This is a genomic window from uncultured Rhodococcus sp. (assembly GCF_963525155.1).
GTDB classification, from domain to species: Bacteria; Actinomycetota; Actinomycetes; order Mycobacteriales; family Mycobacteriaceae; genus Rhodococcus_F; species Rhodococcus_F qingshengii.
This window is the reverse complement of sequence record NZ_CAURKP010000031.1, coordinates 17,533-41,472: the sequence shown is the minus strand read 5'-3', so window position 1 is coordinate 41,472 and position 23,940 is coordinate 17,533. Positions and strand designations below refer to the sequence as shown.

Sequence of the window (23,940 nt, the reverse complement as noted above, 5' to 3'; positions counted from 1 at the left end):
ACAAGGACGGGTTCATGTCCATCGTCGATCGCAAGAAGGACATGATCGTGACCGGTGGTTTCAACGTGTTCCCCCGCGAAATCGAAGACGTGATCTCGGCGCATCCGTCTGTCGCGTCGGTGGCGGTGGTCGGTGTGCCCGACGACAAGTGGGGCGAAGCCGTCAAGGCCTGTGTCGTACTTCGTGCCGGACTGACCGTCGACACCGAGGAACTGGTCGACAAGGTGAAGGCAGCCAAGGGTTCGGTTCACGCTCCCAAGAGCATCGACTTCGTGGAATCACTCCCGCTGACACCGCTGGGCAAGCTGGACAAGAAGGCGCTGCGCGCGCGGTACTGGGAGACCAGCGCCCGCGCGGTCTAGGCGCCAGCGTCGTGTAGCGAAGGGTCAGCGTTTCCAGACGTAACGACGCTCCGGGCGGCCCACCACTCCGTATTTCAGCGAGGTGGTGGACCGCCCGGACTCGTAGAGGTATTCGAGGTAGCGCCTCGCGCTCGCGCGTGAGATACCGACCCTCTCGGAAATGTCTGTGGCCGAGGCGGGTTCGGTTTCGTCTCGAAGTGCTGCCTCGACCAGCTGAAGGGTCTCAGGACTGAGTCCTTTGGGCAAACCTTTGTGGGACGACGCCCCGGGCGCTCCACCTGCCACACCGAAGGCCTCGTCCACTGCTGTCTGTTCTGCTTCGCCGGAGCTGTCGAGATTCGCATATGTCGATCGGTACCGCTCGAGACGCTCACGGAGAACCTCGAACGTGAAGGGCTTCATCAGGTAATGCACGACGCCGCTGCGCAGCGCTTTCTTGACCGAGCCGGCCTCACGCTCACTAGTGATGACAAGAACATCCAGCTCCGGTGCCAGCTCGCGAAACGGGGCGATCAGATCGAGTCCGGTGGTGCCGGGCAGGTGGACGTCGAGAAGAACCAGGTCGGGTTGCAACTCACCGACTGCGGCCAGTGCGGTCTCGGCCGAATGGGCAACGCCGCACACTTCGAAACCGTCTATCCGCGAGACGAATCCGCTGTGCACCTTCGCCACCATGAAGTCGTCGTCGACCACCAGTACCCGGATCATGTGCCCTCTCCGTCGTGTAGGACTGCGGTGAAGACAGTCCACTCGATGTCCTCTGCCGAACGAGTGCTCACGGTGACGTCGCCGCCCCGCCGACGACACGTCAGGCGCACCAGCGCCAAACCGAAACCGTGTCCGTCGCTCGATTGTCCCTTGGTGCTCCAACCCTGGCCGAACACCCTGTCGCGATTCTCCGGCGCGATACCGGGGCCGGCGTCCTCGACCCGAACTTCGACCGCGGTGCCACGGCCCCGAATCGACAACCGAACCTTGCGGCGCGAGGCTTCCGGCATCTCACCGACGGCGTCGATGGCATTGTCGACGAGGTTTCCGACCACTGTCACGAGATCTCGTCCGAGTCTGCGGTCCACCGTCTCCAGATGCGTGTCCGCCGCCAGCTCGATCGTGACCAACCCCTGTGCAGCGGCGCCTATCTTGGCGATCACGAGTGCGGCGGTGCCGACGTCGGCGATCTTCTCGGTCACGGTCGCGCTGACCTGCGCGCGCTCCATGGTCAGACCTTCGACGTAGCCGACCACCTCGTCGTATTCGCCGAGCTGGATGAGGCCGGAGATGGTGTGCAGTTGATTGTCGAACTCGTGGATGTGGGCGCGTAGTGCGTCGGTGCTGGTTTTGGTCACGTCGAGTTCTTCTTCCACGGAGCGCAATTCGGTGCGGTCGCGGAAAGTGGTGACCGACCCGATGGTGCGGCCTTTCGATTCGATCAAGACGGTGTTGAGGACGAGCAGGCGATCGCCGACAAGAACCAACTGATCGGATTCGGTTGTGCCGGAGGTCAGTACACTCTGGAGGCGGTCGTCGAGACCGAGGTCCCGCACCGATCTGCCGGCACTGCCGCGTGGGATGTCGAGGAGTTGGTGGGCACTGTCGCTCATCAGCACCACCTTTCCCTGCGCGTCGAATGCGATGACACCTTCCTTGAGACCACGCAGCATTGCTTCACGTTGGCGAACCAGGTCCAGGATCTCGCCGGCTTCCATGCCGAGGGTTTGCCGTTTTACCCTGCGGGCCAACAGGATCGACCCGACGCCGCCGAGAAGGGATGCCACCGCGAGGTATACCAGGAGATTCGGTGCAGACTGCAGCAGCCGTGTCCAGATCGAGGGGTACTCGATGCCGACGATCGCGGTTCCGGTAATCGCTCCTTCGCTGCCGAGAATCGGAACGTGCGCCTCCACGGCCTTGCCGGAGGGCGTGTCGACCAAACCCGTCCACGACCGATCCTCCGTCTGACGTGCGTCGATGCCGACATCACCGGGACGCGTCGAAATGACGACACTGCCGTCGGCGTCGGCAAGCGAGACGTAGGTGACGCCCGAGATGGCGCGCACCGAGTCGACCGAACCTTGTAGTCCGGAGCGGAGACGAGTCTGAGCCTGGGGGAGTAGTTCACGTACCGCTGGATTGGCTGCGAGCGATTCCGCTGCCGAGAGTGCGCGACGTCCCTCCTCGCGTTGGAAACTCGCGGACGACTGCGCGAGGGAGAGGGCGGTGACGCACACGAGAACTGCAACGACGATCAGAAGTTGCAGTTCGAGAAGTTGTGTCGCCAGAGTGTGCCGGCGGCGAACCAGCCGGGCAAACAGGGACGACTTGCTCTCTCGCTCCGCCTGCTCGTTTCCTGAGGACACCAGCCAGACCCTAGCCTTCAGTTCGATGCCGGGAAAGCGGTCGTTCGTGAGCACAATGAGCACAAATCAATTTGCTTTCCCAATGGTGACCCCAGTCACAAAGTGCGTCAGTATGAAACCTGTTCACACATCGGTACCGGCAGACAAGGACGAAGCCATGAGCACATCGAAGCGGCTGAGCAGGCATATCGCCCTGCTCGGTGCCTGCGCGATGACTCTCGTGCTCTCGACCGGATGCACTCCGGTCGAGTCCTTCTTCGCCGGTGGCCGAGCGGGTGAGAGTTCCGAAGAACTGCGCGTACTGGTGCCCTCGGTGGCCGGTGGTGGTTACGACCTGACCGCCCGGACCATGGTGCAAGCACTGGCCGACGAAGGGACCGTCGACGCCGACGTCGTTGTGCTGCCCGGATCGGGCGGCATCGTCGGACTCAACCGGTTGGCTCTCGAAAGCGGGAATCCCGACCTACTCATGGTCATGGGGCTCGGAGTTCTCGGTTCGCTCGAGATACTGCCGTCCGAGCACACACTTGCCGACGTGACACCGATTGCGAGGCTGGTCGAAGAACCGGAAGCGCTACTGGTTCCAGCAGATTCACCGTACAAAACTCTCGCCGATCTGACGCAGGCCTGGGTGGCGGATCCGTCGTCGATCTCGATCGGCGGTGGTTCGAGTGAAGGTGGACCGGACGGGTTGTTCCGCCTTCTGTTCGCACGGGCGGTCGGCGTCGATCCGTCGCGCTCCCCGTACCGCATCTACGACGGCGGCGGCGAACTGCTTCCCGCACTGCTCACGAGGCAGGTCGACGTAGCCGCCACCGGTATCGGTGAGTACCTCGATCAGATTGCGGCAGGCACGGTTCGGGTCCTTGCGGTCAGCTCGCCGGCCCGTACCCCGGCGGTGGATGCGCCCACGATGGCGGAGTCTGGCGTCGACGTCACGTTCACCAATTGGCGCGGCCTCATGGCGCCGCCGGGCCTGACGGACGATCAGCGTCAGCACTTGCAGAATTTGGTGCGGGATCTGGCGGCAAGCCCGCGCTGGAACGAGCTGTCTCGCCGAAACGGTTGGAACAGTGCAGTTCTCACCGAACCCGAGTTCTCCGCATTCCTCACCGATCAATCCCGGTTCGTCGACGCAACACTCGATCCGCCCGGTATCAACTGAGCACTACCGAAGTTTCGTTTCACCTCCACGAAGGTCACCGGCTCGATTTGCCGTGCCGTTTTTCTCGGCAATTCAGCACTAAAGGAGTTCATCATGCTCGTCACACTCGGCTTCCTCATGGTTGCGGTGTTCATGTTCCTGATCCTCACCAAACGCGCGACCCCGGTGGTGGGACTGACTCTGGTTCCGGTGGCCTTCGGACTACTTGCCGGGGCCGGCCTCGGAATCGGCGACATGATCACCGACGGCATCAAGTCGCTCGCACCCACCGCGGCGCTGTTGTTCTTCGCGATCATCTTCTTCGGAATCATGATCGACGTCGGACTGTTCGATCCGCTGGTCAAGCTCATCTTGCGGATGGTGCGAGACGATCCGATGCGGCTCGTGGTCGGAACCGCAGTGCTCGCGATGGTGGTCTCGCTGGACGGAGACGGTTCGACGACCTTCATCATCGTGACCTCGGCGCTGCTTCCGCTCTACCTCAAACTCGGTGTCAGTCCCGTTGTACTGACGGTGGTCGCCGGCTTGTCCAACGCGACGATGAACATCATTCCGTGGGGCGGCCCGACCGTCCGGGCCGCGAGCGCGCTGGGACTCTCACCCTCCGACGTGTTCGTGCCGATGGTGCCGTCGTTGATCGTCGGCCTGATCATGGTGCTCGGATTCGCGATTCACCTCGGGATCATGGAGCGCCGCAGGATCGGGACTTTGGTCCTGACTTCTGAGCGCATCCTCGAAAAGGTCGGAAACGGTGGAAGTTCCAGCACCGGTAGCGCCGGCACCGGCGGCTCGAACGACTCCGAGGACGACGGCGGCGACACCGGACGATTCATCGACGGCCTCGACCCCAAGCGGGACACCTTGCGGCCGAAATTGCTCTGGTTCAACGCTGCGCTGACGACGATCCTTCTCGTCGTACTTGTGATGGACATCCTGCCCATCCCGGTGCTGTTCATGATCGCGTCGTCGATCGCCCTCGCGGTGAACTTCCCGGCGGTCAAGGATCAGGGTGAAGCAATCGCACGCCATTCGTCGAGCATCGTCTCGGTGGTCGCGATGGTGCTGGCAGCAGCGGTGCTGACCGGCGTTTTCCAGGGAACCGGCATGGTCGAGGCGATGGCAGAGTGGCTGCTTCAGGTCATCCCCGACGCGATGGGCCCGCACCTCGCCGTCATCACGGGCGTCCTGAGTATCCCGCTCACGTTCTTCATGACCAACGACGCGTTCTACTTCGGTGTGCTGCCGGTGCTGTCCGAGACTGCAGCGCAGTACGGCATCGAGCCGGTGGAGATGGCGCGCGCCTCGATCACCGGGCAGGCCGTGCACATGCAGAGCCCGCTGGTCCCGGCGATCCTGCTACTGGTCACACTCGCCGGTGTTTCTCTGGCGGATCACCACAAGAAGGTTCTGTGGCGAGCGGGCCTGATCTCGATCACGATGCTCGTGGTCGGCGTCGGATTGGGGCAGATCCCCTTCTGAGCGCGATCAGTTGTGGAAGGGGCACCGGCCTTGGTCGGTGCCCTTCTTCTTTTTTGTCACGAAATTGGGCCGGATGTCGAGATCGGGCTCGTCGTACAGGCGGTGGAACGTCGGCGTGAGCGAGCTGGACATGGGCGGGTTCACCCATGACCAGTCGGTCGGGCACTTGCGCCCGGCCTTGTCCTCACGCGCGATGTGATCGATGAATTGCTTTGCGACAGTGTGATGGTCGACCATGATGACGCCGGCCTTGCGGTTGCTGTGGATAACTGCACGGTTCAGTTCGACCAGTGCGCGGTCCTTCCAGAGCGTGCGGTCGTGGCTCATGTCGAGCTCCATCATCGCTCCGATGGTGGGCAACATGTTGTAGCGATCGGTGTCGCTGAAGTTGCGTGCGCCTACCTCGGTGCTGACGTACCAACCACTGAACGGCGTGCAGGGATAAACGATTCCGCCGATGTCGAGGTTCATGTCCGAGACCGCAGGGACGGCATGCCATTTAAGCCCCAGATCAGCGAACCAGCTGTATTCGGGATGCTCGATCTCGACCTCGAGAACCAGGTCGGTCGGGACGTCGAAGTACTGCAGGGGTTCGTCGGGAACCGAAATCAGTACGGGGAGAACGTCGAACGGCGTACCGGCGCCTTTCCACCCCATCGCGGTGACCTGAGCAGTCAGATCGACGTGCCACGGGTCGCCCAGGATGGTGCCGTCAGGCTGCCGGTAGCCGGCGTAGCGGATCAGTTGCGGACTGAGGATTCGGTACTCCTGACCGTCCTCGCGGGGGAGTGGCCCGACCGTCACGACGGACTGCAGAGCGCCGCCGTTGGTCGACAGTCGCAGGTGCTCCCAGCATGCTTCGGCGAGAGCGGAAGCCGTGACGGCATCGCGCGCGTCGATGAGTTTGAGGGTCCGCCAATGCGCGCGACCGACGCACCTGGCGTGGTTTCGCCACGCGAGTTTGGCGCCGACGAGCAATTCCTCCGCTGTGTGCGTGTAGGTGCCGGTCCGATGGAGTTCACGCAAGGCCTCACGCCGCCGAGACGTCGGGAGGTGGCCCAGTTCCGGAGAGTCGAAAAATTCGACGCACTCGAGTTCCCGACGTTGAAACTCGGTCAGCGTCGGGGTAGTGGAGGCGATCTGGGACGTAAGCCCGCTATCGGTGGGCAATTCGTCCTGTCGAACAAAATCCACGGCACGACTCCTGTTTGGCTGGTTGAGATTTCGCTGAACGTTAGCTCGGCGATCGAGAGTGTCGAAGCTCTTGTTTATCTTGCACGCAAGAATAAGAAAGGGACGGTCACACCGCGAAATGGGGTCGCATTGTGACACTTGTCCAGAATGATTTACGAGTCAGACATTTGTGACATAAGCTGCAGACGAAATTCCGCGGCGGGTCTTGCCGCGTCTAGTCGGGACGAGGATGAGCGTGGATTCGCAAGCAATCTCTCTGGTCCGGTCGAGCTTCAAATCCGTCGCTGCGGTAGAAGATGGTCCGGAACGGCTCGCCCGTACCTTCTATTCGATCCTGTTCGCTCGATCGCCCGAAACCCGGGAGTTCTTTCCGGCAGCGATGGATGTGCAGCGTGACCGGCTTGTCAGCGCTATCGCTCACGTCGTCGAACGCCTCGACGAGTCCGACGCGATACTCGAGTACCTCGCGCACCTCGGCCGCGATCACCGCAAGTACGGCGTCACCGACGAGCACTACACGGCAGTCGGCAATGCCCTGATCGAAGCACTCGAGACTTTCGGTGGCGCCGAAATGTGGACAGACGAGGTCGACAGCGCGTGGCGCAACGCGCTCGCGATCATCTCGGCAGCGATGATGGACGCCGCCAACGCGGAAGACGGTCCGCCCGCGTGGAGTGCCACGGTCATCGAATGCCGCCCGGTCATCAAGGGCGTCGCCGTCGTGCGGCTGCAACTCGACCAGACGATGGAGTACCGCGCCGGTCAGTACGTCAGCGTGCAGGTCGCCGCGAGGCCACGGATGTGGCGCTACCTCTCTCCGGCCACGCCGTACGACGGGACCGGAATCCTCGAGTTCCACATCCGCCAGGTCACCGGCGGGTGGGTCAGCCCGGTCATGGTGAACCAGACCGCTGTCGGTGACACCTGGGTGGTTGGTTCGCCCATCGGTGCCTTGGGGATTCCGGAGAACTCCAAGGACCTTCTGATGATCGCGTCGGGAACCGGAGTGGCTCCGCTGCGCGCTCAGATACTCGAGCTGATCCGACGCGGCAACACCCGCAAGGTCCAACTGTTCTACTCCGGACAGCATCCGTGCGATCTCTACGACCTTCCACATCTGTGGAAGCTGGCAGAGAAGTACCCGTGGCTCACGATCATCCCGGTCTCCGAAGAAGACGAGAATCCGTGGTGGCACACCGAAGCGGAGCCACTGCCGCCGATCGGCATGAAGCGGCGCATCGTCGGCAAGGTCGGTAAGGTCGTGACCTCGTTCGGGGACTGGGCGGGTTACGACATCCAGGTCGTCGGCAGCGAATCCATGGTCAACAGCACCAAATTCAGGCTTCGCGCAGTGGGCATCGACGTCGATACCGTTCGCAACGACCCGACGTACTGACCGTCAGTACGGATCGAACTGAATGACCTCGGCCGGCGTTCCGGCCTCGATCAATCGATCACGCGTCGACCGAACCATGGCCGCCGATCCGCACACCAAGACCTGATGTTCGGTGAACGCACCGTACGACGCGACGACGTCGGCGAGCGTGCCTTCGATGAGATGATCGTCGCCGAATCCGATGTCGACGTTCAACCGGTCGAACCATCCGTCGGGCGGGCCGCCGTCGGAGAGATCTTCGACGACAGGAATGGGCTGCAACCACGGAAACTGGTCGGCGAGCAGCCACAGCATGTCCGCAGCGTAGAGATCACGAAGCGTTCGGCCACCGAAGAAGAGGTACACCTGCGGCGGGTTCGGGGTCTGAGCCAGATCGAGAATGATCGACCGGAGTGGGGCCAAACCGGTTCCGCCCGCGACCATGATGACGGTGGGGCCGTTCTCGTCGACGGACAGGTTGCCGCGCGGGTCGAGGATCTGCCAGACGTCACCAGGCTGGGTGTCCTTGACTATCGAACCGCTGACCCAACCACCGGGAACCGTCTTGACGTGAAACTCCAACTTCCCGTCGTGTGAGGGAGGCAGTGCGGGGGAGAGTCGACGGAGCAACCGCGAATTCTGCGGGACGCTGACGTCGACGTACTGGCCCGGTCGGAACGGGACGACGTCGCCGACAAGACGAACAACCGCCAGATCCTCACGGAGACGGTGATGTTCGACGACTGTGCTCGACCAGGTTCGCTGGGCCATGAAAGTTCTCCTGTAGTCAGTAGAGCGGGTCGTGCCGGATCTGGTCGAGCGGAGTTCCGCCGGCACGCAAGGCGTAGACGGTTGTCTTGATCATCGACGGTGACCCCGAGATCTGCACCTGGCGGTCGGCCCACGAGCCGAACTGCGCGACCACTTTTCCGATCGGTCCGATCAGCCGGCTGTGCATTCCGAACGGTGGTTCGAGCACCGGTCCGTTGTGCCACCAAGGGTTTTCGGGTTCTTCGGAAACCGGTACGACGGTCAACCACGGGTTGCTGAGCGAGATGTGCCAGAGGGTTTCGAGGTCGTAGAGATCGCACGGATAGCGGCCGCCGACGAACAGGTGCACGCGCGGGTTGTGCGCGCGTTGAGACATTTCCATCACCTGTGCCCGCAGTGGAGCGATACCGGTGCCGGACCCGATCATGAGAACGTCACGGTCGCTGGTGAAGTCGACCTCGAGACCGCCGAGGGGAGTGGACATGACCCAGCGGTCACCGACGTTGGTTTCGCTGACGATCGCGGGGCTGACCCATCCTCCCGACACCTTGCGGATGTGGAACTCGAGCTGACCGAAAGGGTTGGTCGGAATCGCCGGTGAGTAATACCGCCACATTTTCGGGCGCTGGGGAATCTGAACACCTACGTATTGCCCCGCCCCGTACGGAATGGGTGGGTCGGCTTCGAGGCGCACAATCGCCAGATCGTCGAGGACTCGTTCGTGGCTGACCACGGTTGCGCCCCAGAGCGCCGGGGTCGTATCGGATTCGGCGCCGTCGGCCATCGTGCCGACGACGAGGTCGGTGAACTGAGACCAGGCCTCGTCCAGCTCCGGCGTCCACTTGTAGCGGCTGTGCGCGCTCGTGCCGTACATCGACCGAACCGCGCGCTTCAGAGCGACGCCGGCGGCCTCGTAGTGCTCACGCTCGACGCCGTAGCGACGGTGGTCGCGGCCGAGTTGGGTGAGGAACTTCCGGATCCGACGATGCTGGGGAAGGTTCTTGACGACGAACTCGATCGCTCTGAAGAAACGGTGGCCCTGCGATTCCATCCCGGCCGGGAACAATGAGCGGTACAGAGGATGTTCCGCAAAGAGGCCGGTGTAGAACACTGCCGAGAAGTGCGCACGGCTCTCTTCGTCGTCGGTCAGAGAATCGAGGCTGGATTGCAGACGGGCGATCACTGTCGGATCCAATCCATCCCCCTTTCGCACCAGCTGCAACTCTCGCCACAATTCTAGTACGGCTCAAAATGTGACCTACGAAACCAACTCGGCCTGGCGAAAACAAACTTGAGCGGAATAGACTCAAGTTTGTCCGCGTTGAGCATATTGACACAGTCGCAATACCAACCGGTCGCGGCTCTTCCCGTTCGACTTCGCCAGAAAGGTGACAAGTGGACTCGTTCACACCAACAACCAAGACCCAGGCTGCGATGACGGCTGCACTGCAGTCGGCGTCGTCGGCGGGTAATCCCGATATCCGGCCTGCCCATCTGCTGGTCGCATTGCTCGACCAGACCGACGGTATCGCTGCCCCACTACTCAAAGCTGTAGGCGTCGACCCCACGGTCGTACACCGTGAAGCACAGGCAATCGTCGATCGCCTGCCCAAGACAACCGGCGCAAGCTCCACCCCGCAACTCGGGCGTGAGGCACTCGCGGCACTCACTGCTGCTCAGCACCTCGCCACCGAGATGGACGACGAATACGTCTCCACCGAGCACGTCCTCTACGGACTGGCCGGCGGCGACTCCGACGTCGCACAGTTGCTCGTACGGCATGGCGCCACCCAGGACGCATTGCGTGAAGCCTTCACCACCGTCCGCGGCAGCGCTCGCGTCACCAGCCCGGAGCCCGAGGGCACCTACCAAGCGCTGGAAAAGTACTCCACCGACCTCACCGAAGCCGCACGAAGCGGCAAGCTCGACCCGGTGATCGGTCGCGACACCGAGATTCGCCGTGTCGTGCAGGTGCTCTCGCGTCGTACCAAGAACAACCCGGTACTCATCGGTGAGCCCGGCGTCGGCAAGACCGCGATCGTGGAGGGCCTTGCCCAACGCATCGTCGCGGGTGACGTCCCGGAATCGCTGCGAGGCAAGACCGTCGTGTCCCTGGATCTCGGGTCCATGGTCGCCGGTGCCAAGTTCCGCGGTGAATTCGAAGAACGCCTCAAGGCTGTCCTCGACGACATCAAGAACAGTGCCGGACAGGTCATCACCTTCATCGACGAGTTGCACACCATCGTCGGCGCCGGAGCCACCGGTGAATCCGCGATGGACGCAGGCAACATGATCAAGCCGATGCTCGCCCGTGGTGAGCTACGGCTGGTCGGTGCGACCACACTCGAGGAGTACCGCAAGTACATCGAGAAGGACGCAGCACTCGAGCGTCGTTTCCAGCAGGTGCTCGTCGGTGAGCCCTCGGTCGAGGACACCATCGGTATCCTGCGCGGCCTCAAGGAGCGCTACGAGGTGCACCACGGCGTGCGCATCACCGACTCCGCGTTGGTGGCGGCTGCCGCGCTGTCGGACCGCTACATCACGTCGCGGTTCCTGCCGGACAAGGCCATCGACCTCGTGGACGAAGCCGCATCGCGACTTCGTATGGAGATCGACTCGCGTCCCGTCGAGATCGACGAGGTGGAACGCACGGTTCGCCGACTCGAAATCGAAGAAGTGGCACTCGAGAAGGAAACCGACGACGCGTCCAAGGCTCGGCTCGAGAAGCTGCGTCAGGAACTCGCGGACGACCGCGAAAAGCTCAATCAGCTCAGCACCCGCTGGCAGAACGAAAAGCAGGCCATCGACTCGGTGCGCGTGCTGAAGGAACAGCTCGAGACCTTGCGAGGAGAGTCCGAACGCGCTGAGCGTGACGGCGATCTGGGCAAGGCAGCCGAGTTGCGCTACGGCCGTATCCCGGCGCTCGAGAAGGAACTGGAAGAGGCAGCAGCCGCTTCCGGAGCTGCCTCCGACGGTGACGTGATGCTCAAGGAAGAGGTCGGGCCCGACGACGTCGCAGACGTGGTCGCAGCCTGGACCGGAATCCCCGCCGGCCGGATGATGGAAGGCGAAACCGAGAAGCTACTCCGCATGGAGTCCGAACTCGGCAAGCGCGTCGTCGGCCAGACCGACGCCGTCGTCGCCGTCTCGGATGCGGTTCGCCGCGCCCGAGCAGGTGTCGCCGACCCCAATCGGCCCACCGGTTCCTTCCTGTTCCTCGGCCCGACCGGCGTGGGTAAGACGGAGCTCGCCAAAGCCTTGGCGGACTTCCTCTTCGACGACGAGCGCGCGATGATCCGCATCGACATGAGCGAATACGGTGAGAAGCACTCGGTGGCCCGACTCGTCGGTGCTCCTCCGGGATACGTCGGCTACGAAGCCGGTGGCCAGCTCACCGAAGCAGTTCGACGACGCCCGTACTCCGTGGTCCTCTTCGACGAGGTCGAGAAGGCACACCCGGACGTGTTCGACGTCCTGCTTGCAGTGCTCGACGAAGGCCGACTGACCGACGGTCAAGGCCGCACGGTGGACTTCCGCAACACCATCTTGATCCTGACCTCCAACCTGGGATCCGGTGGCACGCGGGAGCAGGTCATGGATGCGGTACGCCACGCGTTCAAGCCGGAGTTCATCAACCGTCTCGACGACGTGGTCATCTTCGACTCGCTCTCCGAGGAGCAGTTGGAGCACATCGTGGACATCCAGCTCGAGCAGTTGCAGAAGCGTCTGGCTGCGCGTCGTCTCACCCTCGAGGTGAACGGTGCGGCTCGGATGTGGCTCGCAGTGCGCGGCTACGACCCGCTGTACGGCGCTCGGCCATTGCGTCGACTCGTTCAGCAGTCGATCGGCGACCAGCTCGCCAAGCTGCTCCTGGCCGGCAAGGTCCAGGACGGCGACACCGTGCACGTCGGTGTCAGCGAGGACGCAGATCAGTTGGTTCTCTCCTGATTCGGTAAGCGGAATGCCCCGTCGATCCACTTGGATCGGCGGGGCATTCGCATTTTGTTCTACCCTGGATGGCTGGATGCTCGAACCGGGGACGAGTGCACCCGCGCCTCTCCGAACGACTTCGACGCTCTTTCGTCCCAACCGAAGGTGAGCCAGGCATGACCGATCAGAACGATCCGCGTAACTCGGGTGGGCCGCGCCGTGAGGATCCCGAGGCGACCGAGGTGTGGGGGCGTACGCCCGACCAGCCGACGGAGCAGTACGGGACGGTGTCCGGCCAGAATCCGAACCAGCCGACGGAGTATTTCGGTCAGCAGCCGGGGTCACAGCAGTATCCGGGGGCACAGCAGTATCCCTACGGGGGCCCGGATCAGAACACGGAGTACTTGGGGCAGCAGGGTCAGCAGGGGCAGCAGCCGAATCCCACTCAGGCGTTCCCTGCCTACAACCCGCAGTTCGATCCGCAGGCGCCGCCGCCTGGTGCGACGCAGGCCTATCCGCCGTACACCGCTCAGCAGTACGGGAACCCGGATCAGTACGGGAACACGCAGCAGTACGGAAATACACAGCAGTATCCGGTTGCCGGTGGTGGCGGTGGAGTTCCGCCGGAACAGCCGTTCATCGACGATGGATCGTCGGGCGGCGGTAAGAAGCGCAAGCTCGCGACGTGGGTGGCCGCCGGTGTGGTCGGGATCCTGGTTGCCGTGATCGCGATCATCGCGTTCTCGGCGTTCGGCTCGAACGACAAGGGCACCCAGACCGCTTTCGTTCCCCCGACCACCACGACGCAGGCGCCGACCACGACACCGCCGAAGGCCAGCACCACGGCGCCGACTCCGACGACGGATTCTCCGCTCAGCCAGCTTCCAGGCGGGCTCGGCGAAGTCATCGGTGACGCCGGGGGAGCCGTCGGCACCGTGAAGTCGAACGACGGCGGCACGTTGGTCATCGATTCGATCGGGGGTTCGCAGGTGACGATTCTGACCACCGCGGACACCACGCTCATCGCGCTCAACCGCGCCACCATCGCCGATCTGCAACCGGGAGACAACATCGTCGTGGACGGAACGCCAGTGGAGAACGGCACGATGACCGCCAACACGATTCTGAGTACGTCGCTGCCGAAGTTCGGCAACTGAGTCGTTCACGACACATCGGGCGAGTCCACCAGGGTGTCGCGGGAGGTTGAGGCCGCGAGTCGCTACCCTGGAGGGTGATGACTGGAATGTGGTTCGGACTGGCAGCAATTGCACTCGCAGGCGCGGGTGCGCTTCTGTACGTCGACAGGACGAGGCGAGATCAATCCGGGCGAGTGCGTCAGATCTGGGCCAAGGCGCAGGGTTACACGTACACGGCCACTGACGATCAGCTGGCAGGCGAATGGCACCGCGCGGTCATGGCCAAACAGGACTACCTGACTGCTACCGACGTCGTCCGCGGCCGCCGTCGCGGAGAACAGTTCGTGCTGTTCGATCTGGAAGAGACCGCAACCATCGTGGCTGTTCGCCGCGAGATCGGGTCGGACGTCGACATCGATCTTCGGTTGAAGTCGACGGCTCCGCCCAAGGACGGCGACCTGAACCTGTTGGGTGCGATCGGTTCCCGGGTGGTTTTTGCAACGGACCTCGAGATTGCTCGTCGCGTCTGTGATCAGCGCATGGTGGCGTTCACCGAATCGGTTCCGCCGTCGATCAGCATGCTGTGGAGCGAAGGGCAGTGGACGCTCGGTTCGCTTCCGGTGACCAGTAACGGCCGGGACTGGGACGCGGCAATCGAGTCGGTTGCGCGCCTGTCCGGCATTCTGCATGTCCTGCCTCCCGTCACCGATCCCAACGAACTCGAGGTCGATCACGATCCGAGCCGCCCGCGGCCGGGCGCCGAGAAGTCTCGCCCAACTCCGGATCCGGTAGAACAGCCCCGTTCGCGTCAAGAGCAGCCGCCCCGTGACGCTCCGCCGCGTGAATTTGCCCCGCGTGAGTCCGCACCGCGTGAGTCCGCACCGCGTGAGCCCGCACCGCGGGAATCTGCGCCACGTCCGGATCAATCGCTGCGCAAGCCCGAGGCGGCTGACAAGCCGGCTCAGCGCCCGGCGTCGCAGCGCTCGGGCACAATTCGCCCGGTCGACTGACCTTTAAGGTTCCCGTCCAGGCGCGATAACCACTAGCGTGGCCGGTATGTCGACTTCCCACTCGGATCGCCCTGTGCGTCCCGTTGCCCTGGTGACCGGACCTACCTCTGGTCTCGGCGCCGGTTTCGCCAAGAAATACGCCTCCCTCGGATACGACCTGGTTCTCGTCGCACGTGACGAGGTCAGATTGCACGACCTCGCGTCCGAGTTGAAGACGATGTTCGGCACCGAGTCGGAGATTCTGGTTGCCGATCTCGCGTCGGAGGCCGGACGCGACACGGTCGCGCTTCGTTTGGAGAAGGGCGTCGAGGTGTTGGTGAACAACGCCGGATTCGGTACCTCCGGCGAGTTCTGGACCGCCGATCCGGCGCTCCTTCAGTCTCAACTCGACGTCAACGTCACCGCCGTGATGCGGCTGACCCGTGCGGCGCTGCCCAGCATGATCGCGTCGGCGCACGGAACGATTGTCAACGTCGCGAGCGTCGCTGGCCTGCTGTCCGGCCGCGGTTCGACGTATTCGGCAAGCAAGGCATATGTCATCTCGTTCACCGAAGGGCTGTCCGGCGGGTTGGCCGGGACGGGAGTGCGCGTGCAGGCGTTGTGCCCGGGCTTCATTCGCACCGAGTTCCACGAGCGTGCGGGCATCGAGATGTCCACGATCCCCAAGCCGATGTGGCTGAGCGTCGACCAGGTGGTTGCGGCGTCGATGAAGGATCTCGGTGACGACAAGGTCATCAGTATTCCGGGATTCCAGTACAAGGTCCTCACGACGGCCGGGCGTCTCGTTCCCAAGGGGCTGGTTCGCCGGCTGACCAACATCGTCGGACGTGGCCGCGGGCGGACGTAGCCCAGAGACGGAAGCCGGACGTAGCTCAGAGGCGGAAGCCGGACGTAGCCCAGAGGCAGAAGCCGAACACAAGGCAGTGGTCGGTAGGCTGAGCACTCATGAGCGATCGTGAGGATTTGGCTGCGCTGGTGCGCGAATTGGCTGTTGTACACGGAAAGGTGACGTTGTCCTCGGGCAAGGAAGCCGATTACTACGTCGACCTTCGCCGCGCGACACTTCACCACAAGGCAGCGCCGCTGATCGGCTCGCTGCTGCGTGAACTGGTCGCGGACTGGGATTTCGACGCCGTCGGCGGTTTGACGATGGGCGCCGATCCGGTCGCTATGGCGGTGATGCACGCTCCCGGCCGACCGATCGATGCGTTTGTCGTCCGCAAGGCTGCGAAGGCCCACGGGATGCAGCGCCAGATCGAGGGCCCGGACATCGTCGGCAAGCGTGTCCTGGTTGTCGAGGACACGACCACGACGGGCAATTCGCCGTTGACAGCAGTGAAGGCCCTGCGCGAGGCAGGGGCCACCGTGGTCGGAGTCGCTACGGTCGTCGATCGCGCGACGGGTGCGGATGCGGTGATCGGTGCCGAGGGCGTCGAGTACCGCTCGCTGCTGGGCCTGGAAGATCTGAACCTGAGCTGACGCCCCGTGAGTGGTTAAGGAGTCCCTGCACTCCTCAACCACTCACAGGGGTCAGTCGCCTACGGTGACGGCGAGTGCTTCGTCGACGCTGTGCGGCGCGGGATCGTGGTCGTCGACGTGAGCGAGAACCTTACGTCCGCTCGACAGGACGAATACGGCGGCGAGGGTGAGCACCGCGCCGACCCAGAACGGCATGTGGACGTTGGACTCGCCGAGCTTGCCGGCTACCCACGGAGCAGCGGCGCCGCCGACGAATCGAACGAAGCTGTACGCAGCCGAGGCGGTCGACCGCTCCACGGGTGCCGAGATCATGACGGTTTCGGTGATGAGTGTGTTGTTCACGCCGAGGAACAAACCGGCGAGGACGACACCCACGATCAAGACGATCTTGTTCTCGGTGAAGAGCGCCATCATGCCCAGGTCGAGTGCGAACAGGGTCAGTGCCAGCATCATCATCGGCAGGGTGCCGAAGCGTCGTTGCAGGCGAGGGGCGAGGAAAACCGACGAGATCGCCAGCATCAGGCCCCAACCGAAGAAGATGAATCCGATCGGGTACGCCCCCATGTCGAGGGGGAACGGCGTGTACGCGAGCAGCGTGAAGAATCCGTAGTTGTAGAGCAGCGCGGTGATGGCAACGGTGAGTAGCCCGCGGTGCCGCAACGCCTGGAAGGGCGCAGCGATGGACGTGTGGTGTTCGGGCTTGGGTGCGCTCGGAAGCATCACCACGATGAGAATGAAGGCGACCGCCATCAGGGCTGCGACGCCGAAGAACGGTGCGCGCCAGCTGATGTCACCGAGAACTCCGCCGACCAACGGGCCGACTGCGATACCGATGCCCAGTGCAGCCTCGTACAGGATGATCGCCCGTGCCACGCCGCCGCTGGCCGCGCCGACGATTGCCGCGAGCGCCGTTGCGATGAACAGTGCATTGCCGAGTCCCCAGCCCGCACGGAATCCGACGATCTGGCCGATGGTGCTGGAAGCGCCTGCCAGAGAAGCGAACACGATGATGATGGCAAGGCCTGCAAGAAGTGTTTTCTTGGCGCCGATGCGGCTGGACACCACACCGGTGATGAGCATGGCCACGCCGGTGACGAGCATGTAGCTGGTGAACAGCAGCGAAACCTGCGACGGTGTGGCGTCGAGTTGTTCGCCGATCGGTTTGAGGATCGGATCGACCAATCCGATGCCCATGAAGGCGATGACGCTGGCAAAGGCTACCGCCCACACCGCTTTCGGTTGTTTCAGGAGGCTCGGCGGAGCCTCGTTCTGGTGCGTTGATGTCGCGGTCGTGTTGCTCACGGCCACCTCCTTTTTCAGTGGTGGGTATTTCAGCTGGGATCGGAAGTCTTGATGATGGACCGCAATTCGGCCAATCCGTCGGCCAGTTTCTTGATCTGCTCGGGCCCGAGTTCGACGAAGTGGGGGACTAGAGCGTCGGCGATCTCGTTTCGACCGTCGTTCAAGATCTTTCGTCCCTTGTCCGTCATGGCCACTCGAACTGCCCGGGCGTCCTCGGGGTCGACGCGGCGTTCGACGTAACCGTTCTCGCCGAGTTTGCGCAGTAGTGCAGTGGCAGAGGGCTGCGAGCTTCTGTCGAGTCGAGCGAAATCGCTGATCCGCATTTCGCCGTATTCCTCGAGTAACGAGAGTGCGCGCAGCCAGGCGCGTGGGTACTGATCGGATGCGAAGGAGCCTGCCAGCTTCGCGAAGCGGTGCGTATTGCTCACGAGGTCGACGAGTAGTTCGTGCAGTTGCTGTTCTTCGTCTGTCACGAAGAATATTATTGCATAGGTTAACTATGTAAATCAACGAGTCCGTGGAAGGTGGTCCGTCACGGCGGTGGCTACCAGCGACGGCACATCGAGGTCGGGTGCGACGAGTGCGAGGCTTCGATTTGCCGCCAGCACTGCGATGCCGTGGGTTCCGGTCCAGATGTTCAACGCAGATGTGGTGGGATCGGAGGCGTCGGCCTCTTCGGTCAGGGATTGCAGGGCGGCGAAGAGTGGGAGAGAAGACTCTCGGAGGTTGCTGCCTGCGCCCTCGAGGAGGTCGTGGCGAAACATCAACTCGAACATCGCCGGTCGCTCCTGGGCGAATGACACGTATTCGATTGCTGCCGAGATCAATCGGCTACGAGCGGGTTGTTTGCCGGCGAGGACGGGATCGAGTCTGTCGGCGAGATCGCGCAGGCCGTGTGAGGCAATTGCGGCTAGCAGGCTGTTGTGGGTCGGAAAGTATCTCCGCGGGGCGCCGTGCGACACGCCCGCCCGACGCGCTATCTCCCGTAGCGTCAGGTCTGTGGCGCCGTCGGCATCGAGAATCTCGACGCCGGTGGCGACGAGTGTTTCGCGAAGGCTGCTGACAGTCATGGAAGACAGTGTCTACTATTCTCGTCGTAGACACTGTCTACTAGACGGAAAAGGTGATGCCCTGTGCTCTATTGGCTGTTCAAATACGTCCTGATCGGCCCGGTCCTCTGGCTGTTCGGGCGGCCGACGATCGAGGGTCAGCACCACATCCCCAAGAAAGGGCCGGTGATTCTCGCCGGTAACCATCGGGCAGTCGTCGACTCGTTCTTCCTGGTTCTCATGGTGCGCCGACGCATCACCTTCGTCGCGAAGAGTGAATATTTCACCGGGACCGGTGTGAAGGGCGCGATGCAGCGCTGGTTCTTCGGTGGGGCCGGTCAGGTGCCGATCGACCGTAGCGGCGCCGACGCCTCCCGTGCGGCGTTGGACACGGCCATCGGGATTCTCGACAAGGGTGGTGTCTGGGGGATCTACCCCGAGGGAACACGATCACCCGACGGTTGCCTGTACAAGGGAAAGACCGGAGCGATTCGAGTTGCCTTGGAAACCGGGGCGCCGGTCATTCCCGTCGTCGTACACGGCGGCGACGCAGTCAACCCGCCGGGTACGCGGATGTGGCGCTTCAGCAAGGTCCGGATCACGGTAGGGGAGCCGATCGACTTCTCTCGGTACCGCGAACTTCGTGGCTACCAGGCCGTCGTGCGTGCGGCGACGGACGAATTGATGGCAGTGCTCTGTGACCAGTCGGGGCAGGAATACGTCGATGTCTACGGCGCGGACGTCAAATCCGGCGATGCCGCCTGAGTGACACAGTACGGTCGCTGTTGGACGTGTAACCAACAGGAGGATTGTGATGGCGGGCAAGTGGGGCATCGAGCACGCAGTTTTTGCGGCGGCGACGGCAGCGACAGTGGTCGGGGCAGTAGTCGGTAACGAGCGGGTTCAGCAGATCGCGAAGCCGTTGATCGCACCCGCTCTGGCCGCCCGAGTGCTGCGCAAGCGCTCGGAGACGGAAACTGCCGATACCGCACTGCTTCTGGCCGGTCTCGCCGCTGCAACTGTCGGCGACGTGTTCATGATCGACCCGGACAACGATGCTCGTCTGATCAAGGGCGCGTCCTCGTTCGCGGTGATGCAGGCCAGTTACTCGGCGCTCCTGCTGCGGCGCGGCGCTCGGCCGACCCGCGCTGCCCTGCGGCCCCGCATCAGCGGTTGGTCGACGGCGTCCGGACTGCTCCGTGCCAAGGCCCCGAGCGTGTCGACGCCGCTCACCGGATACGGATTGATGTTGGGAACCACCTCGACGTTGTCGGCGGACCCCGCTCTGGCACCGCAGTCAAAGGCCGTGCTCGACGTAGTCGTCCCGAACAAGGATCGACGCTCCTGGCTCGGATTGGGCGGAGTGCTCTTCACCGCATCCGACGGACTGATCGTGGTGCGTCGTCTGTTCATCCGCGGGACCGCCGGCCGCGCTGCTGCCGAGGGTGTGATCCTGGCGTCGTACGCGGGAGCGCAGCTGATGCTGGTGGAAGGCATGTTGGCGCTGGGACGCAAGAAAAGCGTCTAGTCCTTCACGGGCACAGCATGATTCGGTCTCGGTTCTTCGGGTCCACCATGACGGTGACCGTGGATCCGGGAGTGATCTTGTCTTTGTACTCGGGTCGGATCTCGTACTCGATCCGGCCCGAGTACGAATCGGAACCTGGAACCGTGAGGTGGAGTGCGAGCTTGGCCAATTCGCCGTCGACGGTTCGGCGCAGGGGCGTGACGGTGTCGATTCGTGCCCACCCTTCGAGGCCGTGCTTTTCGAGTTTGCGCTCGGCGCGGGTCGGGCGGTTGGCCCATGCCATTCCGAATCCGAGAACCGAGCCGAAAGCGGCGAGCAGCCCGCCGATCTGATAGGGCAGCGTGCCAGGCGGAGTGTGCTCGACCAGCCATCCGAGCCACACGGCGAGCACGATCAGATACCCCACCGCGATGAAACATACGGTGTGTACGACGCGACGGTGATTCATCAGATTTCCTCCACATCCAGGATAGCCTGACCGGATGAGCGAACCGAACGTCTTCATCACCGGTGCTGCGGCTGGAATCGGGCGGGAGACGTCGCTGTTGTTCGCGCGCAACGGATACCGCGTCGGCGCGTTCGACATCGACGACGCCGGCCTTGCCTCCTTGAAGGCCGAGATCGACGGTTTCGGCGGCAGCGTCGTGACGGGTGTCCTGGATGTCACCGATCCGGCGGGATGGGCGCAGTGTCTGGCCGATTTTGCCGGGGAGTCCGGGCGTCTGGACATCCTGATCAACAATGCGGGCGTGCTCTCGTCGGGACGGTTCGAGGATATTTCTCTTGCGGCGCATCGCCGAATGGTCGACATCAACATCACCGGCACCCTCAACGGCACGCACACGGCTTTCCCGTACCTCCGCGATACCGTCGGCGCCCAGGTGGTCAATCTGTGCTCCGCTTCGGCGATCTACGGCCAGCCCGAACTGGCGACGTACGGTGCAACCAAGTTCGCGATCCGCGGCCTGACCGAGGCGCTCGATCTGGAATGGGCACAGCGCGACATCCGTGTTCTCGCGCTCTGGCCGTTGTTCGTCCAGACCGCGATGGTCACTGGAATGGACACCGGAGCCACCAGATCGTTGGGTATCAAGCTGACTGCAACCGACGTCGCGCAGGAACTGTGGGCGGCCACACGCGGCGCCGGACGGATGCACAAGGTTCACTACCCGGTCGGAACTCAGGCGAAGCTCTTCCTCAGCGCGTCGCGGTTCTCGCCCGCGTGGCTCTCACGGCTGATGAACAAGCGCGTCACCAGCACTTAGTCGACCACACGATAGAGTGCACTGTCGGCTGTTGCTGGGCCAAGATGACGTGTGTGGAGGTAGTCGGGTGGTTCGTGTTCGGGTGGGGTTCGTCTTGTTGGGCGTCGGGTCGGCGCTCGTGCTCGCAGGGTGCAGCGGGGAGGCGGATTCAGCGCCGACCGTAGCGGCGCAGCCCAGTTCGTCCACCACTACCGCAGTGCCGACGACAACCACCACCGTCGCGCCCGTCGTCCCCACGACCACCGAACCACCGACCACGACGCTGCCACCGACGACGACACTCACGGACGTGCAGTTCGAGCGCAACGAGTCGTACTACTTCACCACTCCAGACGGAAACTTCCAGTGCGGCATCATCAAGTTGCCCACCAGAATCGAAGCCGGGTGCGAGGGAACGACCACTCCCGTTCCGCCGCGGCCGGAGAGCTGCATGGTCAACTGGGGCAACGGTATTCGCGTCACCGACGAGGGTGAGGGTGCTTTCATGTGTTCGGGCGGAGAGGTGTACACCTCTGGCGGCCCCGACGCCGATCCGGTGTTGGCGGCCGGTCAACCGCTGAGCAAACTGGGTTTCACCTGTACGACCACCGCGACAGACGTCTCGTGTGTCAACGATCAGACCACGCACGGCTTCACCGTGGCTGCAGATTCCAACGAGGTGTTCTGATGACCGAAGTCGCAGCTGACGACGTGTCCGGCGGGGCCAGTGAACCGGGACCCACCGAGTGGGGCGAGAATCCCAACGGCGTCGGACCCTGGGCCGAGGAGCACGACACGGAAGCGCCGACCGACGCGCGCTACGACCCGGTACTTCTGGCCGAGGGTGATCGTCGAAACGTCTTGGACGAGTATCGGTACTGGACGCGGGAAGCGATCGTCGAGGACATCGACTCGCGCCGTCACACGATGCATGTCGCCATCGAGAACTTCGCGCACGACGCCAACATCGGCACGGTGGTCCGCACGGCCAACGCGTTTGCCGCGGCCGCGGTCCACATCGTGGGGCGTCGGCGCTGGAATCGGCGGGGCGCCATGGTGACCGATCGATACCAGCACATCGTTCACCACGCAGACATCAGCGAGCTCGTCGAGTACGCCCGTGAGAATTCACTCACGATCGTGGCCGTCGACAACACCCCGGGGTCGGTGCCGCTGGAAACGGCAAGCCTGCCGCGGGAGTGCATCCTGCTGTTCGGTCAAGAAGGCCCCGGAGTGACCGATCATGCGAAAGAGGTTGCGTCCATGACGGTCTCGATCGCACAATTCGGTTCGACTCGCAGCATCAACGCCGGTGTCGCGGCCGGCATCGCGATGCACGCGTGGGTACGTGAGCATGCCGATCTCGCCGATTCCCGCTGATCTCGCTCGCGAATTCCGGCTAGCGTGTAGCGCCTCGACCAGACAGGATAGGTAGTTATGCAGGAAGTGTGGGCAGAGCGGGCCGATGCGGCTGAGGGCGCGATAGTCAGTCGTCACCTTCGGCGCCTGTGGGGAATGCCCCGGACAGCACTCGGCGTGGTTGCCTGGCCTGCTGTTCGACGCGAGCGGATGTTCAAGCCGTGGCACTACTGGTGGCAAGCGCACCTGCTCGATACTGCGATCGACGCACTCGAACGTGACCCGACCCCCAAGCGTCGTCGCCGGGTCGCGAAGGTTGCCCGCAGTGTGCGGGTCCGCAACGTCTCGGCGTGGACCAACAACTACTACGACGACATGGCGTGGCTGGGCCTCTCGCTCGAACGTGCGCAACGCATGTTCTCGGTCGATCACCGAACCGCGGTTCAGGCGCTCGAATCGCAACTCTTCGATTCGTGGTCCCCGGCCGACGGCGGCGGTATTCCGTGGTGCAAAGGCTCCGATTTCTACAACACACCGGCAAACGGACCCGCCGGAATCATGCTGGCGCGCACCGGAAAACTCTGGCGTGCGCAGGCAACGGCCGACTGGATCGACGAGACACTGCGGGATCCGGACTCCGGACTGATCTTCGACGGTATCCGCCGCGACGGCACCCTCGAGCGCGCGATCTATTCGTACTGTCAGGGCGTCACGCTGGGGTTGGAAACCGAGTTGTCGACACGATTGGGCGAACCGCGCCACCGCGAGCGAGTCCACAAACTCGTCGACGCCGTGTACGACGGCATGACCGAGTACGGAGTCATCACGGGCGGTGGCGGAGGCGACGGCGGACTGTTCAACGCAATCCTGGCTCGCTACCTCGCGTTCGTGGTGGTGAACCTGTCCTGGGAGACTCACGAGGACCTGCGAGCGCGCGAACTCGCAGCGCAGATCGTTCTGTCCTCCGCGGAAGCGGCCTGGAACAACAGACTGCAGATCGAAGGTCTGCCGCTGTTCGGGCACGACTGGACCAAGGATGCTCAGTTGCCGAGTCTGTCCGGCGACATCGCCACCTTCGCCGCCGGAACCGTGCGCTCGTCGAGCGTGCCCGAGCGAGACCTCTCGGTGCAGGTAGGTGGGTGGATGCTCATGGAGGCGGCATTTGTCGTCTCGGCGGCTGGATACCCGCGTAAGCGTTAG

General features: G+C 63.4%; 23 protein-coding genes and 1 pseudogene. 15 read left to right on the top strand and 9 right to left on the bottom strand.

Going from position 1 to position 23,940, the window contains the following annotated elements; genetic code table 11:
* Positions 1–362 (top strand): annotated as a pseudogene (locus RWT78_RS09805) (acyl-CoA synthetase); the annotation flags it as partial.
* 24 nt (positions 363–386) lie between these two features.
* On the opposite strand, the gene RWT78_RS09800 reads toward RWT78_RS09805, so the two are convergent.
* Positions 387–1,070 carry a response regulator gene (locus RWT78_RS09800; protein WP_209922077.1) on the bottom strand — a complete coding sequence of 228 codons (684 nt, stop codon included), beginning with the start codon at positions 1,068–1,070 and terminating at the stop codon, positions 387–389.
* Complete coding sequence (locus tag RWT78_RS09795) at positions 1,067–2,719, bottom strand: ATP-binding protein (RefSeq protein WP_314675487.1); 1,653 nt, start codon at positions 2,717–2,719, stop codon at positions 1,067–1,069. Before RWT78_RS09795 ends, RWT78_RS09800 begins: the two co-directional genes overlap by 4 nt.
* 112 nt (positions 2,720–2,831) lie before the next feature.
* On the opposite strand from RWT78_RS09795, the gene RWT78_RS09790 reads away from it, so the two are divergent.
* Together RWT78_RS09790 and RWT78_RS09785 are read left to right on the top strand one after the other, a co-directional pair.
* The gene (locus RWT78_RS09790; RefSeq protein WP_058038573.1) at positions 2,832–3,884 is read left to right on the top strand and encodes a tripartite tricarboxylate transporter substrate binding protein; all 1,053 of its coding nucleotides are present in this window, start codon (positions 2,832–2,834) and stop codon (positions 3,882–3,884) included.
* A 93-nt stretch (positions 3,885–3,977) separates the two neighbouring features.
* Positions 3,978–5,363: a CitMHS family transporter gene (locus RWT78_RS09785; RefSeq protein WP_209922071.1), complete on the top strand. Its 1,386-nt coding sequence runs from the start codon at positions 3,978–3,980 to the stop codon at positions 5,361–5,363.
* Positions 5,364–5,369: 6 nt separating this feature from the next.
* On the opposite strand, the gene RWT78_RS09780 is transcribed toward RWT78_RS09785, so the two are convergent.
* Positions 5,370–6,557: a nitric oxide synthase oxygenase gene (locus tag RWT78_RS09780; RefSeq protein ID WP_314675486.1), complete on the bottom strand. Its 1,188-nt coding sequence runs from the start codon at positions 6,555–6,557 to the stop codon at positions 5,370–5,372.
* Between the two features lie 235 nt (positions 6,558–6,792).
* On the opposite strand from RWT78_RS09780, the gene RWT78_RS09775 reads away from it, so the two are divergent.
* Entirely contained in the window at positions 6,793–7,953 is a 1,161-nt protein-coding gene (locus RWT78_RS09775; protein WP_314675485.1) for a globin domain-containing protein, read from the top strand.
* A 3-nt stretch (positions 7,954–7,956) separates the two neighbouring features.
* Here the strand turns inward: RWT78_RS09775 and RWT78_RS09770 are convergent, their stop codons facing one another.
* Positions 7,957–8,703, bottom strand: coding sequence for an FAD-binding oxidoreductase (locus RWT78_RS09770; protein WP_003944435.1), 747 nt, complete (start codon positions 8,701–8,703; stop codon positions 7,957–7,959).
* Positions 8,704–8,719: 16 nt separating this feature from the next.
* The gene (locus tag RWT78_RS09765; protein ID WP_007726748.1) at positions 8,720–9,916 is read right to left on the bottom strand and encodes an FAD-binding oxidoreductase; all 1,197 of its coding nucleotides are present in this window, start codon (positions 9,914–9,916) and stop codon (positions 8,720–8,722) included.
* 182 nt (positions 9,917–10,098) lie between these two features.
* On the opposite strand from RWT78_RS09765, the gene clpB reads away from it, so the two are divergent.
* The 5 genes from clpB to pyrE all read left to right on the top strand — a co-directional run bounded on the left by clpB (position 10,099) and on the right by pyrE (position 16,258).
* Complete coding sequence (gene clpB / locus RWT78_RS09760; RefSeq protein ID WP_007726750.1) at positions 10,099–12,651, top strand: ATP-dependent chaperone ClpB; 2,553 nt, start codon at positions 10,099–10,101, stop codon at positions 12,649–12,651.
* Positions 12,652–12,809: 158 nt separating this feature from the next.
* On the top strand, positions 12,810–13,790 hold the full coding sequence (locus RWT78_RS09755; protein ID WP_314675484.1) for a hypothetical protein: 981 nt from the start codon (positions 12,810–12,812) through the stop codon (positions 13,788–13,790).
* A gap of 86 nt (positions 13,791–13,876) precedes the next feature.
* On the top strand, positions 13,877–14,779 hold the full coding sequence (locus RWT78_RS09750) for a hypothetical protein (RefSeq protein WP_075835187.1): 903 nt from the start codon (positions 13,877–13,879) through the stop codon (positions 14,777–14,779).
* A gap of 46 nt (positions 14,780–14,825) precedes the next feature.
* Positions 14,826–15,626, top strand: coding sequence for an SDR family oxidoreductase (locus tag RWT78_RS09745; protein WP_037131478.1), 801 nt, complete (start codon positions 14,826–14,828; stop codon positions 15,624–15,626).
* Positions 15,627–15,724: 98 nt separating this feature from the next.
* Positions 15,725–16,258 (top strand): orotate phosphoribosyltransferase, encoded by a 534-nt coding sequence (gene pyrE / locus RWT78_RS09740; protein ID WP_003944385.1) that lies wholly within the window; start codon positions 15,725–15,727, stop codon positions 16,256–16,258.
* 51 nt (positions 16,259–16,309) lie between these two features.
* Here pyrE and RWT78_RS09735 read toward each other — a convergent pair whose 3' ends face one another.
* The 3 genes from RWT78_RS09735 to RWT78_RS09725 are packed head-to-tail and all read right to left on the bottom strand — an operon-like array spanning position 16,310 to position 18,630.
* The gene (locus RWT78_RS09735; RefSeq protein WP_003944384.1) at positions 16,310–17,566 is read right to left on the bottom strand and encodes an MFS transporter; all 1,257 of its coding nucleotides are present in this window, start codon (positions 17,564–17,566) and stop codon (positions 16,310–16,312) included.
* A gap of 23 nt (positions 17,567–17,589) precedes the next feature.
* The gene (locus RWT78_RS09730; RefSeq protein ID WP_314675483.1) at positions 17,590–18,033 is read right to left on the bottom strand and encodes a MarR family transcriptional regulator; all 444 of its coding nucleotides are present in this window, start codon (positions 18,031–18,033) and stop codon (positions 17,590–17,592) included.
* Between the two features lie 33 nt (positions 18,034–18,066).
* Positions 18,067–18,630 carry a TetR/AcrR family transcriptional regulator gene (locus RWT78_RS09725; protein WP_118602852.1) on the bottom strand — a complete coding sequence of 188 codons (564 nt, stop codon included), beginning with the start codon at positions 18,628–18,630 and terminating at the stop codon, positions 18,067–18,069.
* Between the two features lie 63 nt (positions 18,631–18,693).
* Between RWT78_RS09725 and RWT78_RS09720 the strand changes: the two genes are divergently transcribed.
* The gene (locus tag RWT78_RS09720) at positions 18,694–19,374 is read left to right on the top strand and encodes a 1-acyl-sn-glycerol-3-phosphate acyltransferase (RefSeq protein WP_003944312.1); all 681 of its coding nucleotides are present in this window, start codon (positions 18,694–18,696) and stop codon (positions 19,372–19,374) included.
* Between the two features lie 49 nt (positions 19,375–19,423).
* On the top strand, positions 19,424–20,137 hold the full coding sequence (locus RWT78_RS09715; protein WP_007726757.1) for a lysoplasmalogenase: 714 nt from the start codon (positions 19,424–19,426) through the stop codon (positions 20,135–20,137).
* A gap of 4 nt (positions 20,138–20,141) precedes the next feature.
* Here the strand turns inward: RWT78_RS09715 and RWT78_RS09710 are convergent, their stop codons facing one another.
* The gene (locus tag RWT78_RS09710; protein ID WP_007726759.1) at positions 20,142–20,585 is read right to left on the bottom strand and encodes a hypothetical protein; all 444 of its coding nucleotides are present in this window, start codon (positions 20,583–20,585) and stop codon (positions 20,142–20,144) included.
* Positions 20,586–20,619: 34 nt separating this feature from the next.
* On the opposite strand from RWT78_RS09710, the gene RWT78_RS09705 reads away from it, so the two are divergent.
* The 4 genes from RWT78_RS09705 (at position 20,620) to RWT78_RS09690 (ending at position 23,940) form a co-directional block, all read left to right on the top strand.
* On the top strand, positions 20,620–21,402 hold the full coding sequence (locus RWT78_RS09705; RefSeq protein ID WP_314675482.1) for an SDR family oxidoreductase: 783 nt from the start codon (positions 20,620–20,622) through the stop codon (positions 21,400–21,402).
* 67 nt (positions 21,403–21,469) lie between these two features.
* The gene (locus RWT78_RS09700; RefSeq protein ID WP_003944380.1) at positions 21,470–22,069 is read left to right on the top strand and encodes a DUF6636 domain-containing protein; all 600 of its coding nucleotides are present in this window, start codon (positions 21,470–21,472) and stop codon (positions 22,067–22,069) included.
* On the top strand, positions 22,069–22,761 hold the full coding sequence (locus RWT78_RS09695; protein ID WP_314675481.1) for a TrmH family RNA methyltransferase: 693 nt from the start codon (positions 22,069–22,071) through the stop codon (positions 22,759–22,761). The genes RWT78_RS09700 and RWT78_RS09695 overlap by 1 nt, the downstream gene beginning before the upstream one ends.
* A gap of 57 nt (positions 22,762–22,818) precedes the next feature.
* On the top strand, positions 22,819–23,940 hold the full coding sequence (locus RWT78_RS09690) for a glycoside hydrolase family 76 protein (RefSeq protein ID WP_003944321.1): 1,122 nt from the start codon (positions 22,819–22,821) through the stop codon (positions 23,938–23,940).